The following is a 13,012-nucleotide window of genomic DNA, read 5'->3' as shown; positions in this document are numbered from 1 at the left end:
TTTCAAGGTGCAATGCTGTTGTGAAACAACAGCCCCTGTGTGAAATTCGGTCCATCTCGCTTGAGCGGATGAATTTCATACAGATGAGTTTGAGAGTTGAACTCTCAAAACTGAGCAACGAGTGAGCTGTGAAGAGGATTTCATACGCGCAGAGCGCAGTACCGAATATCCTCTTCGGTGGCAGATGTTCCATCTGCCTATTTGAATGCTTCCGTTGCAGGAAGCGATTCTCCATAGAAAGGAGGTGATCCAGCCGCACCTTCCGATACGGCTACCTTGTTACGACTTCACCCCAATCATCTACCCCACCTTCGGCGGCTGGCTCCTTGCGGTTACCCCACCGACTTCGGGTGTTGTAAACTCTCGTGGTGTGACGGGCGGTGTGTACAAGACCCGGGAACGTATTCACCGCGGCATGCTGATCCGCGATTACTAGCAATTCCGACTTCATGCAGGCGAGTTGCAGCCTGCAATCCGAACTGAGACTGGCTTTTTAGGATTGGCTCCACCTCGCGGCTTCGCTTCCCGTTGTACCAGCCATTGTAGTACGTGTGTAGCCCAGGTCATAAGGGGCATGATGATTTGACGTCATCCCCACCTTCCTCCGGTTTGTCACCGGCAGTCACCCTAGAGTGCCCACCCGAAGTGCTGGCAACTAAGGTCAAGGGTTGCGCTCGTTGCGGGACTTAACCCAACATCTCACGACACGAGCTGACGACAACCATGCACCACCTGTCTTGAATGTCCCGAAGGAAAGGACCATCTCTGATCCGGTCATTCAGATGTCAAGACCTGGTAAGGTTCTTCGCGTTGCTTCGAATTAAACCACATACTCCACTGCTTGTGCGGGTCCCCGTCAATTCCTTTGAGTTTCAGTCTTGCGACCGTACTCCCCAGGCGGAGTGCTTAATGTGTTAACTTCGGCACCAAGGGTATCGAAACCCCTAACACCTAGCACTCATCGTTTACGGCGTGGACTACCAGGGTATCTAATCCTGTTTGCTCCCCACGCTTTCGCGCCTCAGCGTCAGTTACAGCCCAGAGAGTCGCCTTCGCCACTGGTGTTCCTCCACATCTCTACGCATTTCACCGCTACACGTGGAATTCCACTCTCCTCTTCTGCACTCAAGTCATCCAGTTTCCCGTGCGATCCGGGGTTGAGCCCCGGGCTTAAACACCAGACTTAAATGACCGCCTGCGCGCGCTTTACGCCCAATAATTCCGGACAACGCTTGCCCCCTACGTATTACCGCGGCTGCTGGCACGTAGTTAGCCGGGGCTTTCTTCTCAAGTACCGTCACTCCTTAAGCAGTTACTCTTAAGGACGTTCTTCCTTGGCAACAGAGCTTTACGATCCGAAAACCTTCATCACTCACGCGGCGTTGCTCCGTCAGGCTTTCGCCCATTGCGGAAGATTCCCTACTGCTGCCTCCCGTAGGAGTCTGGGCCGTGTCTCAGTCCCAGTGTGGCCGATCACCCTCTCAGGTCGGCTACGCATCGTCGCCTTGGGGAGCCGTTACCTCTCCAACTAGCTAATGCGCCGCAGGCCCATCCTCCGGTGACAGATTGCTCCGTCTTTCCTCACTTCTCCATGCGAAGAAGTGAATTATCTGGTATTAGCTACCGTTTCCGGTAGTTATCCCAGTCCAAAGGGCAGGTTGCCTACGTGTTACTCACCCGTCCGCCGCTAACCATCAGGAGAGCAAGCTCTCCATCAAGTCCGCTCGACTTGCATGTATTAGGCACGCCGCCAGCGTTCGTCCTGAGCCAGGATCAAACTCTCCAATAAAGTTATTGAAAAGAGCGATTGCTCATTTTGAATCTGACGAGATTCATATCTCATTGTTTGAATTTCACTTGCGTGAAATTCGCTCACTCGTTGTTCAGTTTTCAAAGATCAACTTTGTTTTTCTTTCCTGTCGTTTTTGCGACAGCTATAATATCATATCACGTCCCCGAGAGAAGTGCAAGCTTTTTTTTCAAAAACTTTTTTTTCAACTTCAATCTCGAATGCTGAATCAGTGTCAGCCGTAATAATATATCACGAACTTCACTTTATTATCAACCCCAAAATAAATCTTTTTCCGCACCATGTTTTTACATGTCGAAATCAGGTGTAAATTCCACTCCTAATGGCCAGTGTAGCTCAACGCCCCGAGCAAGCAACCATTCTTGATAACGACTGAGATGACTATTCGATTCTCTAATCTGTGCCGGATAGATCTGGTGCTGTATAGCATACGCAGCCAGTACTCCTGCTACCTCGCCAATATTCCATTCTGTCGGATGAAGTCGGTAGCAGCCGTTCGCTACTTGCGTCATACCTATATTTTTGCAGGCCGCGATCAGGTTCTTCATGCGAATCGGAATCAAAGAACCCAAAGGAATCTCATATGGGTAATTAGGGATATAATACGTTCGTTGAGTTATCGTGGTAGGGTGTATATCTAGATGATAGCTTCCGACGCCCACGCTATCCGCGTAGCGGCGGATCCCCTTTTCTCCACGAAGCTGCTTGCTGACATCATGCTCTGTAATCGTCTGCATCGCTTTGAGCCGACGGGATTCTCTTATATATGGAGCTTTCGCAAGCCCGTCTACAGTCCCAAGCACATCCCCTCTCAAACGGACGCCCGGGAATCCAATTCCCCCATCCAGACGCGGCGCCTCTGTCTGAAGCCAATACACGAGTGACAAAGTCAGCTGCACCGCTGCCTCCAGATGACTTGCACGATCTTTATCAGCAATATCCATTATCGTTCCTATAAAATAATCATTCATTGGCCAATTCAGGAGCGTAACCTCACCTTCAAATAAAGGAGTACGCCACAGCTTCGGGTCCACAATCCGTCGATAATCCCACAGGGATGTAACTCCGTGCTCATTGGGAAACATCGTAAATTCCTTGAGTCGGGTAGTATCATTTGCATCAGCGGCATACCAGCTTAGCAGAGGAACTGTTGAGAATCGAGGCATAAAACCTTTCCAGAACTCATAGTCAGCAGGCCTCTCTATAGTACACTGCCAGCCCCCTGTATAATCTACTGCGGCTACATGTGTAATCCCTTGCACATCCTGCTGATCCGCATGTTCCGGCGCATGAGGCTCGTGAGTATCTTGGCGCGACTCTGCACCAACTACATACTCCGCACCAGCTAGTGGCAATAGATCCCCGCAATCTGTGGCATCCAGGTAGTAAGAGGCTTGCAGATAGTGACGAGTCTGATCCTTAAGATGCAGGACTTCGATTCCAGTGATCATATCTTCAACAGTATCGGCCGCTACTGGCACAGTATGATATAGGATCTTCACCCTCCCGCTATTTACATATGGAGCCAGCATATCCTGCAATACGCTTAGAGCCACACGCGGCTCATGTGAGAGCCGGCTTACCCACCCATTTCCCGGATTCAGAAGTGGGTCGTCAAGGGCATCCTTGGTGAGGGGATAATTACTCTTGTAGTAGGATCTAATCCGTTCACGGAGCTTTCGATAGGAAAGAGTGCATCCGAACTGTTCGATCCACCGATGCTCATCAGGGGGTACAGCCTGTGATGTCAGCTGCCCACCGATCCAGTCCGTCGCCTCCGTCATAATGACCTTCATGCCACATTCCGCTGCAGACAGCGCAGCAGCCGTCCCACCCAGACTACCGCCAACAACGACGACATCCACTTGCATTCTCCGCTGTTCCATGATAGCTCCTCCCGAGTATTATTTGATCAACCTGGTAATCTTCATCTTTCAGGACATCTGCAGGAAATACTCAGATACAGGAATTACTCACATCCAACGCTAAATTTGCTGCACCAAGGTAACCCGCTCTGTTGCCAAGTGCAGCTCGGCGAATCTCCAATGTAGCATCCCATTGACCCATTTGCCGCTCCAGCAAAGGCCACCAGACATCGCTGGAGTCGATGAGTCCCCCTCCCACAATGACGGCATCCGGGTCCAGGGTAATCCCAATATTGACAATGACAACGGCGAGATCTGACACAAATTCCTCCAGTACCCTCAGGGCCTCCTCCTCACCCGCCTCGGCACCTTTAATCAAATCATGAGCTGATGGATAGATTTTATCTACTGATTCTCGACCCCGCCGATGAAGCGCCGTTCCTGAGATGTATTGCTCTGCACAGCCCTTCTTACCGCAATTACATGGCATTCCTCCTGGTACCAGAATACTGTGCCCCCACTCTCCGCCGTACCAGCGCTTCCCTCTTACAGGACGCCCATGCAAGGAATAGGCGCCTCCCACTCCTGTGCCAAGAGTGAGCATCACAAGCTCCTCCTGGGGGGAACCGCTCCCTAGCCAGATTTCACCAAGCAATGCGGCATTGGCATCATTGTCAACAATCGTCGGCAGGCCGAACACAGACTCAGCCCACTGCTTCAGTTGAACTCCCTGCCAGCCCGGCAGGTTCTCCGTAGCATATACAACCTCACCATTCCCGAAGTTCACACGACCAGCCGAAGCAATTCCAATCGCGTCTACCGTCCCATCAGCCTGCTCACTCAGCAGCCTATACACCATCACTTCCATCCGCTGAAGCAGCAACTCTCGCCCCTCTTCCGGCTTGGTTAGACAGCTGGCTGTCTCGAAAATCGTTCCGTCCCTACCCACGATTGCTCCTTTTACCGAAGTACCTCCAATATCCAGCCCGATGACTCTATCCATGGAATGCTCCTTTTGTTAGGTTTGAGTTGAACGGTTCGGTTTGCGTTCGGTTATAAGGCTACAAATTGCACCTGAATCAATAGCTGCGTTCAATGACGGCTCTCGCAGTCTTCTCCTTCATCTGCTTGGTGCGGTCCAGATTCTTCCGCGCGAGGCCCTCACAGATCAGATCAATGATGAAGAGCTGAGAGATCTTCGCCCCAATCGATCCCCCTTCAAGCGGAGCCTCCTTACCAGCGGTAAGGAGTACAATATCAGCGATAGAGGTTATCGGTGATTTGGCATAATTCGTAATTGCGACGATAGTAGCCCCGTTCTGCTTGGCTTTATGCAGCATATCATTCGTATCGAGTGTACTTCCCGACACACTAATCCCGAAGGCGACATCCCCAGGCCCCATAGTTACCGCCATCATAGATTGGATGTGGCTGTCAGCTACTGCCTCCGCTCTGCGGCCCATGCGTAGAAGGCGGTTCTTGGCTTCAAGGGCCGTAATCCCCGAGGACCCCACTCCAAAAAACTGAATATAGTCGGCCTGATCAAGCACTTCCACGGCTAGCTCCAGTTGATCCCGATCGAGCAAGCCCACACTGGAGTTCAATATATTCACCATAGCCTCATACACAGTCTGAATCATATCAGGCTCCTGATCAGGCTGGCCTTCCTGAGGCTGTAGCTCATATGGTCTGCGTGCGGTCTGATCCTGAGCCAGAGCCAGCTTGAAATCCTGATATCCCTTGAAGCCAATCTTCCGGCAAAAGCGCATCACCGTGGTCTCCCCGGTACCAGCAAATTCAGCCAACTCCGTCACGGATAAATAAATCAGATCATGGGAGCGCTCCAACACACAGGAGGCCACCTTGCTTTCAGATTTGGTCAAAGAGGGATAATACGTCCGAATTCGATCGTTCATGTCCATTGATACATGCTCACTGCCTTTCTAATGTCACTACCTTAGCGGCCGCTTCGGCGAATCTCGCTGTAATCCACTGCGGACGAGTAATTGCGCTACCTACCACAACTGCATAGGCTCCCAGTCGCAGTGCCTGCTCTACCTGAGCTGGCTCGCTAATCCTCCCCTCTGCCATAAGAGGAATACCGACGGCCTGCGCCGCCTCCCTTACCAACTCCAGATGAGGGCCATTCATCTTCGGAGAGTAGGAGGTATAGCCTGATAACGTCGTAGAAATACACGCAGCTCCCAGCGCCTCAGCCTGAACAGCCTCCTCCAATGTAGAGATGTCTGCCATACAAGGCAAATTCAGCCCTGCCGCATGTTGTAATAGTCCTGCCAATGTGCACCCTTGTGGCCGAGGCCGGTTCGTAGCATCCAGCGCTATCATGTCCGCCCCCGCTTCGTGAAGCTCATCCACCTCCTGCAGCGTAGGGGTGATGTAGACTTCGGAATCAGGATAGTCGCGCTTGATTAGCCCAATCACTGGAATAGACACAGTCCGCTTGATCACCCGAACGTCCTCTGCACCATTTGCACGAATCGCGACGGCACCACCTCTCTCGGCAGCATCGGCTACTCTGGCCATGATGTCTGAACCATGCAGGGACTCTCCGGGCAACGCTTGGCACGATACGATAAGTCCTGGGCGAATACCGTAGATAACAGGGGTCATTCGTACACCCTCTCTCTTTATATAGAAAATAATCACACTAATCATGTGCATCAGTAATAGTATGGCTCCATGAATGAGCAGGCTCTCCTAACGGAAATGACTGATTTATTGAGAGCAACTGAATTGAGCAGTACTATTAATCAGCAAGTAATCAGCCAGATTGCTGCGATACTGCAGCCATACCTTCATAACTCACACGCAAGCCCACCTCAAATGTCCGGTTCCAAGGCATGTAGCAATCATGAATATGAATATGCTCATCGGGACCAAGCAGTATTTGACGAACCACAAGCTCCAATTGTTCCCGCACGATCGTTGCTGCACGTCCTCGCGGACCGTCCAGTTCGAACTTGCTCAATCCCATCCCGTCCACAATACGTTCATTCATGACCATACGCACTACAGCGCAATAGCAGGCATCCTCGGTATAACGAAGAGCCAGAAAATCAAGATGCTCCTGAGTTGCCCCGTAATGAGCGTACACCACGGACTGTGCAATGACGGTGCCAAGCGTGTTAGAGCTCGTGTTCCATCCTGCGTACCCTGCAAGCTTAAATAGTAGCCCCCGGCGGCGCAACAATCTCAAAAGCTTGAGATCCGCACCGTTGGCATAGCCTACATCTGCGATGGCTACTGGCTTGCCCCAGTGCCGCTGCACATAGGCCGCATATTCAATTAGCTCGATTATATTGCGCTGTACATCGTACCCTACTGAAGCCTGCTGCTGATCTACAGCTTCGACCATTGTATCTCCCGGAGTATTCGCAAGCAGGATGACGTCAGCCTCTGCGGCTGAGCTGACCATCAAGCCTCCAGCAGCGAGAATCTGATATTTCAGAGATTCGCTGAAATGTCGGTCCTCAAACAAAGGTGTAACCAGTGCCCCCAGATCAGAGGACATTCGCGGATAGAGCAGCGGAGTAACCCCTTTGACCCGGTTCAGCATTCTGGCGAGCAACGTACAGGCTACTTCATCTGCTCCAGGATACATATACACCTGTAGCTCCAGATCAAGCTCCGCAATACGCTCTCGGACCTTCTGCTGATCTCTTGCCGTCCATCCATAAGACGCGGAATCATCCTGAGGAATGATGAGAAAGTCAATAACTTCTGAGCTTACCAGCTCCAGAGCCGCCCGATTCAGTAGCGCGTTCACCTCGCGCCGATCCAGATAATCCTTAAGGACCTCGGCAGGCAGGACAGTATCAATATGCTTAAGCTCTATCAGCTCTTCATCTGTGGCTAGCCCCGAGAGATGACGGTGTTCAATATATCCCTTTCGGAAAATCTCCCGTCCCCAGTTCGCGTAATAGTCCGGCTCCTCATCTGCCAGCGAATACTGCGGACAGCGCATAATCAACTGAAAAGCATAAATATGCTGCAGGTTCGGACAACGCTCCCTAAGCATTCGTAATCTTTCCAATTGCTCTGCAAGCTCCGCCGGGCTCTGATCATGCAGACGTGAAGGCACGATTCCACCGTAGAGCAGTGTATCCAGTGCGAGGATCGCTCCATGAGCATTAGCCGCTTCTTGCTCCAACCACCTCCATAACCGGGGCAGATCTGCTGGAAGCTTCTTGTTGCCCAGCATTTCTTTTGGCGGACGCACCAGTTCCAGCTCGGTGCCCTGACTGAGCAAGAATGGAAATTCGTAATTGCACGGACGTTCGTCTAGCGGAATGAACAAGATTCGCTGTCGTGACTCCATACGGTTGCCACCTGCCTTTTTTTTGCTGAAGTATCATCATTCGAATGATCCGGCTTAAAACGGCCAACGAGAACTGAAGATATCACCCCTTTACAGCCCCGGCCAGACCCTCCATGTAATATCGCTGCGTGAGCAGAAATACAATAATGATCGGCAATACCGAAATCATCGTACCCGCAGCAATCCAGCCGAAGTTATAAGAGAACTGCCCATTCAGATAGGTCAGAGCAGCGGCCAGAGGATAATCCTGCGGATCATCCATAATGACAATCGGCCACAAGAAGTTATTCCAGAAAGCCATCACCTCCAGCAACGAGATGACTGCAATGGCAGGCTTCACCAGCGGAAGTACCAGCTGCCACCAGATTCGGAGCTCGGAGGCACCATCCATTTTGCCCGAATCACGAACATCTGGTGGGATGTTGAGGAAGGTCTGCCTCATAAGAAATACATTGAAAACCGAGATCGCCGCAGGCAACACCACATCCATGAAGCTATTATTGAAAGGCAACACCTGATTCATGGCTCGGATCGTTAAATAGTGCACAATAATTGCTGTAGAGGAAGGTATAATCATGGTCGCAATCAGCAGCCCGAAGATAAGATTCCTGCCCCGGAAGCGAAAGACTGCAAGTGGATAGCCCGTCAGGCTGGCCAACACTACATTCGTAACTACACCCAGTGCGGTTATGATTACGGTGTTGTAGATATATTTTGGAAAATCCATGAACTGCCACACCTGTACGTAATTGCTGAAGTCCACGAATGTCGGAAAAATGGCAGGTGGCGTGGAAAAGACATTTCGCCCGGGCATCACGGACACACTCAGTAACCACAGGAATGGGCCCATCATGAATAACGCCAGCAAGATCAACAATGCATAGACTACCAGTCGCCCCACCGTTCGCCTGAAGAAGCGCATCCCTCGGGACTCGGCAAGAGGACGAATTGGTGTATCTATTTTCCTGTTCAGCATCAGTAGGAGTTGATACCTCCTTTGCGGTTCAGCCAGAATACAAGCACACTAAGTGCCCCAACGAGTAGGCTCACAATGAGTCCAAGCGCTGACGTATAGCCGAATTCGAACTGCTCCATACCCTTCTGGAAAATATACAGACTTGAGGTCAATGTCGAGGTACCCGGCCCGCCCTTAGTCAAAATGTACACCTCATCAAATACGCGGATGGCCGACATGACAGAGAACAATGTACAGAAGAGCACATACGGTCTTAGCATCGGTATGGTGATATGAAGCATCAGACGTAGACGCCCCGCTCCATCGACTCTAGCCGCCTCATACAGATCAGAAGGAATGTTCTGCAGACCAGCCAAATACAGCATCATATAATAGCCCAGACCCTTCCACATCGTAATGAACATCAGTACATACAGAGCCGTAGCACTGCCTGACAGCCAAGCTATCTGTTCAGAGAGCACACCCGCTTGCATGAGCAAATAGTTCACCACACCGTTATTGCTTAGCAGCCAGCTCCAGATCAAGGCTACAGCAACCATAGATGTCACTACTGGCGTATAATAAGCGGCACGGAAGGCTCGAATCCCTGGAATTCTTCCATTAACCAACACCGCCATTAGGATAGAGAAAATCTGAATGAAGGGCACCACAAGCACGTACACTAGAGAGTTCCATAGGGAGATCAGAAAATTACGGTCCTTGAGTGCCCGCACAAAATTATCGAAGCCCACATAGCTGGCATCTGTAAGCCCCGAGTAATTCGTTAATGCAAGCGGAATGCTGTACAGGATGGGCCAGAATACAAAGACTGCCAATAAAGCTAATCCCGGTGTCATGAACGCCCAGGCAGCAAAAGCCTCTGACCGCAGCCACCGCTTCATAAGCATCACCACCTTGTATGTCTTTTTTTAAAGTCCACTAAATTGCTGCATGAGCTCCAGCTTAGGTTGCATCCTTGGGGACTATTGCTGCAAAATTCCGTTTACCTCCTGTTCCAGATCATTCAGCGTCTTGGTCATATCCGCTCCGTTCAGAAGAATATTCTGTAATGCCCGTGTGATCGCAGAGTTGATATCTTTGGCATTCGGGACACCTACCATATAGTCCGTAGCTTTATCAAGGCTCTGAGCAGATACGATTTTGGCCTCGGCCTCAAGAGACTGATCCGATTCAGTGAAGAATGGGTCCTCTATCGAAGCCTTGGTAGAAGGAAGGGTGTTGGCCACCTTCGAGAACGCCGTTTGACTATCTGCATTGGTCAGGAACACGGCGAATCGGACTGCTTCCTCGGGATGTGCCGACTTGGCAGGGACGACCAGGTTCATGGAATTGGACATCCGCACTCCCCCTTTGCCCGTAGGCAATGGAACTGCAATCGTATTGCTATACACCTCAGGCGCTGCCGTCTTGATAAAGTTAATGAAGGTTGGTCCAGCAAGCTCGAAGGCGACCTGCTCGCCTGCATAATATTGAACCTGCTTAGCGAAATCCGCATCCTCCTTGATGACTATGCCTTCATCCATGAGCTGCTGTATATTCCGAATCATCGCTTCTGTATCGGGATTGTTGAATGCAGCAGCACTCTTGTCTTCATTCAGAATCGGAATTCCATCAATCGGGAATAGCTTCGATACGAGCTGCATGGCATAGCCGGCCTTACCTGTCTTCTCTTTAATCTGGCGTGCCCATTCAATAAGCTCCTCACGCGTCTGTGGTGGCGCTGCAGGATCAAGACCAGCCTGCTCAACCAGCTTTTTGTTCATGAACAACACCTCGGTTCCGGTGTACCATGGCAACGCATATGCCTTGTCACCGATGACCGTGGATTCGAAAATCCCCTCGAAATAAGCAGACTTCTCGTCAGGGGTCAGGTACTCATTCATATCAAGCACGGCACCCTTCGTACCCATCTGACTGGCAAATTCCGTATTCAGATTCACCACATCAGGGCTGTCCCCACCGGAAATACTGGTCAACAGCTTGTTGGTGATTGCATCATACGGGTAGTCCTTCCACTCAATACGGACATTCGGATGGGCCTGCTCATAATCGGCGATGACCTGATTGAAATAATCCGTAAACGTTGGCTGCAGCGCAATAGTCCAGAATTCCAGCGTCACCTGACCGCTACCATCATTCTGGCCTGAAGACTTCGTTGCCCCTCCACTGCAGCCGCTGATGACGAACACCAGAAGCAGGCAGCACAGCGTAAGCAGCAAGCCTTTATTAGGACCCTTCATACCATTACCCCCTTGTTTCGAATATAGAAAATACACAATTGCATAATGAATTAACCAAATTATAGCAGTGTTATCTCACAAAAAGAATAATTTCTCCACAAAAATATAATTTAGCGGTATATTTTTTCTTTTATAGGTAACAAGAGGCTGACACCAAAGACATTCACCTCACGGAATGCCTTAGTGACCTCACTGCTTAGAACAACACCTCGGGCCTAGCACCTTGAACGAATATGATTTCAGAATGACGATCCGGGAAGCATAGTCGTTAGCAGACAACAAGTCTGTCCTCACACCTCCTCCCTTCAAGGCGCTAGAACAAGGATAAGATACTAGAACAACGATAGGATAAGCGTTACTTGTATGATGTTACCTGTATGGTGGCACTCCGAAGGCTCAGGCTGACTCTTTCGTATGCAAGCGCGACTTAGGTGTAATAGCAGTAAATCGACGCAGCAGCAGACCCAATAATGGAGATACCACGAAGAAAATGAAAAATAATCTGAACATCTGGTAGCCTGATACCATCGGCAGATTAGCACCGACCTCATGGGCCATTACCGCCATCTGATCCATCCCGCCGGGAGCCATGCTAAGAAAAGCCGTCGCTGTAGATGTCCCTAGCCAATGCTCGAACAGCCATGTCAGTCCCAAGGAGCCGATAATCAGCAGCGTACCACTACCAAGCGCCAGCGCAGCTGTCTTGGCCAAATTACCTGAAGCCTGTTTTTTGAATGATAAGCCTACGTGAGTGCCAATCAAAAATTGCGAAGCATTCAGGAGCGCGTCTGGCAGAACAGGTGCTTCCAACATGAACAAATGTAGAATCGTGGTGACAAGCATCGGTCCTAGCAGAAAAGCTGTAGGTACACGAAGCCTCTGCCCCAAGAGTGCACCCAGCACACACAACGGCGCATAGACCAATAGTTCCGGGAGCAAATCCGACCATGCCCCCTCCGTTGTAGCTACGGCAGCAGAAGCTACAGTTACACCTTCAGAAGAAACACTTCCACCTCCAAGCCAAGGGCTGTAGAGCAGAAGCGGCACGCAAAATACAATCATAATCAGCCTGGTTACCTGCATCATCGTGACTACGTTAATATTTACTCCCCGGATCTCCTCAGCCAGTGTCACCATCTGCGATAGTCCACCCGGTACACTTCCAATCATAAGCGTGGGTAGGTCGTACTCGGTACAACGGCTGAAAACATAGGCAAGGATCATCGTCATGAGCAACAGTAATGTAGTGAACAGCAGCATCAACGGAAGCTGAATCATCATCTGTCGCAAAGATTCGAGGGTGAGCGTTATCCCTATCGAATATCCCACCACACCAATTCCTACATCGCGAAGCTGAGACGACCACCGTAAAGGCTGTCTCAGCACATTGGATACGATCAATACAGCAGTCATTGGCCCCAGTAGCCAGGGCACCGGTACACCTAGCCATGCGAACAGCGTCCCTCCTGCAAGTCCGGTCACACCTGCATAAATGAAGAAGCGCCAGGCCCCTTCACTCCATTCCTTCTGCATAACAGTCTCCCTCCACTTATGCGAATCAAGTAGGCAAGCCTTCTCTTCTCCGCAATTTCTCTATCCGTCCTCTCTCTATATGTACATTATAGCATTGTGCTGAAGGTGCCCCTGAGGCTGTTCATGGAATTAAGGCATCATCCAAATGAAATATCCACTTGAATTGTCCAAATTTTTACATAAAATAGTAAATGTAAGCGCTTTGATTTCTTGTGAATATTAGGGAGGTGTATGAAGATGAGGAAAAGG

General features: G+C 50.4%; 9 protein-coding genes and 1 rRNA gene. All 10 read right to left on the bottom strand.

Annotated elements, in window-relative coordinates:
* Positions 1–237: 237 nt before the first annotated feature.
* Positions 238–1,789 (bottom strand): 16S ribosomal RNA (locus MKX74_RS01730).
* Positions 1,790–2,097: 308 nt separating this feature from the next.
* Entirely contained in the window at positions 2,098–3,696 is a 1,599-nt protein-coding gene (locus MKX74_RS01725; RefSeq protein ID WP_341177300.1) for an FAD-dependent oxidoreductase, read from the bottom strand.
* 70 nt (positions 3,697–3,766) lie between these two features.
* Positions 3,767–4,678: an ROK family protein gene (locus MKX74_RS01720; protein ID WP_341177299.1), complete on the bottom strand. Its 912-nt coding sequence runs from the start codon at positions 4,676–4,678 to the stop codon at positions 3,767–3,769.
* A gap of 76 nt (positions 4,679–4,754) precedes the next feature.
* Positions 4,755–5,597: a MurR/RpiR family transcriptional regulator gene (locus MKX74_RS01715; protein WP_341177298.1), complete on the bottom strand. Its 843-nt coding sequence runs from the start codon at positions 5,595–5,597 to the stop codon at positions 4,755–4,757.
* Positions 5,598–5,607: 10 nt separating this feature from the next.
* Positions 5,608–6,306, bottom strand: a complete 699-nt coding sequence (locus tag MKX74_RS01710; protein WP_341180500.1) for an N-acetylmannosamine-6-phosphate 2-epimerase — start codon at positions 6,304–6,306, stop codon at positions 5,608–5,610.
* 151 nt (positions 6,307–6,457) lie between these two features.
* Positions 6,458–8,014 (bottom strand): DUF4127 family protein, encoded by a 1,557-nt coding sequence (locus tag MKX74_RS01705; protein WP_341177297.1) that lies wholly within the window; start codon positions 8,012–8,014, stop codon positions 6,458–6,460.
* A gap of 82 nt (positions 8,015–8,096) precedes the next feature.
* Positions 8,097–8,936, bottom strand: coding sequence for a carbohydrate ABC transporter permease (locus MKX74_RS01700; protein ID WP_226383715.1), 840 nt, complete (start codon positions 8,934–8,936; stop codon positions 8,097–8,099).
* 53 nt (positions 8,937–8,989) lie between these two features.
* Positions 8,990–9,871: a carbohydrate ABC transporter permease gene (locus MKX74_RS01695; protein ID WP_025680644.1), complete on the bottom strand. Its 882-nt coding sequence runs from the start codon at positions 9,869–9,871 to the stop codon at positions 8,990–8,992.
* A gap of 81 nt (positions 9,872–9,952) precedes the next feature.
* A complete protein-coding gene (locus MKX74_RS01690) occupies positions 9,953–11,230 on the bottom strand; it encodes an ABC transporter substrate-binding protein (RefSeq protein WP_341177296.1) in 1,278 nt (425 codons plus the stop codon).
* A 396-nt stretch (positions 11,231–11,626) separates the two neighbouring features.
* Positions 11,627–12,763, bottom strand: coding sequence for an AbrB family transcriptional regulator (locus MKX74_RS01685; protein ID WP_341177295.1), 1,137 nt, complete (start codon positions 12,761–12,763; stop codon positions 11,627–11,629).
* Between the last annotated feature and the right edge of the window lie 249 nt (positions 12,764–13,012).

Origin of the sequence: Paenibacillus sp. FSL K6-1230 (assembly GCF_038002385.1) — a bacterium.
In the GTDB taxonomy this organism is placed as follows: Bacteria; Bacillota; Bacilli; order Paenibacillales; family Paenibacillaceae; genus Paenibacillus; species Paenibacillus massiliensis.
Note: the sequence above shows the minus strand (reverse complement) of the source record. Positions and strands in the feature narration are given on the sequence as shown.

Excerpts from the sequence above, each read along its gene's own strand:
- MKX74_RS01725 (WP_341177300.1), bottom strand. The coding sequence starts at position 3,696 with ATGGAACAGCGGAGAATGCAAGTGGATGTCGTCGTTGTTGGCGGTAGT.
- MKX74_RS01720 (WP_341177299.1), bottom strand. The coding sequence starts at position 4,678 with ATGGATAGAGTCATCGGGCTGGATATTGGAGGTACTTCGGTAAAAGGA.
- MKX74_RS01715 (WP_341177298.1), bottom strand. The coding sequence starts at position 5,597 with ATGGACATGAACGATCGAATTCGGACGTATTATCCCTCTTTGACCAAA.
- MKX74_RS01710 (WP_341180500.1), bottom strand. The coding sequence starts at position 6,306 with ATGACCCCTGTTATCTACGGTATTCGCCCAGGACTTATCGTATCGTGC.
- MKX74_RS01705 (WP_341177297.1), bottom strand. The coding sequence starts at position 8,014 with ATGGAGTCACGACAGCGAATCTTGTTCATTCCGCTAGACGAACGTCCG.
- MKX74_RS01700 (WP_226383715.1), bottom strand. The coding sequence starts at position 8,936 with ATGCGCTTCTTCAGGCGAACGGTGGGGCGACTGGTAGTCTATGCATTG.
- MKX74_RS01695 (WP_025680644.1), bottom strand. The coding sequence starts at position 9,871 with ATGAAGCGGTGGCTGCGGTCAGAGGCTTTTGCTGCCTGGGCGTTCATG.
- MKX74_RS01690 (WP_341177296.1), bottom strand. The coding sequence starts at position 11,230 with ATGAAGGGTCCTAATAAAGGCTTGCTGCTTACGCTGTGCTGCCTGCTT.
- MKX74_RS01685 (WP_341177295.1), bottom strand. The coding sequence starts at position 12,763 with ATGCAGAAGGAATGGAGTGAAGGGGCCTGGCGCTTCTTCATTTATGCA.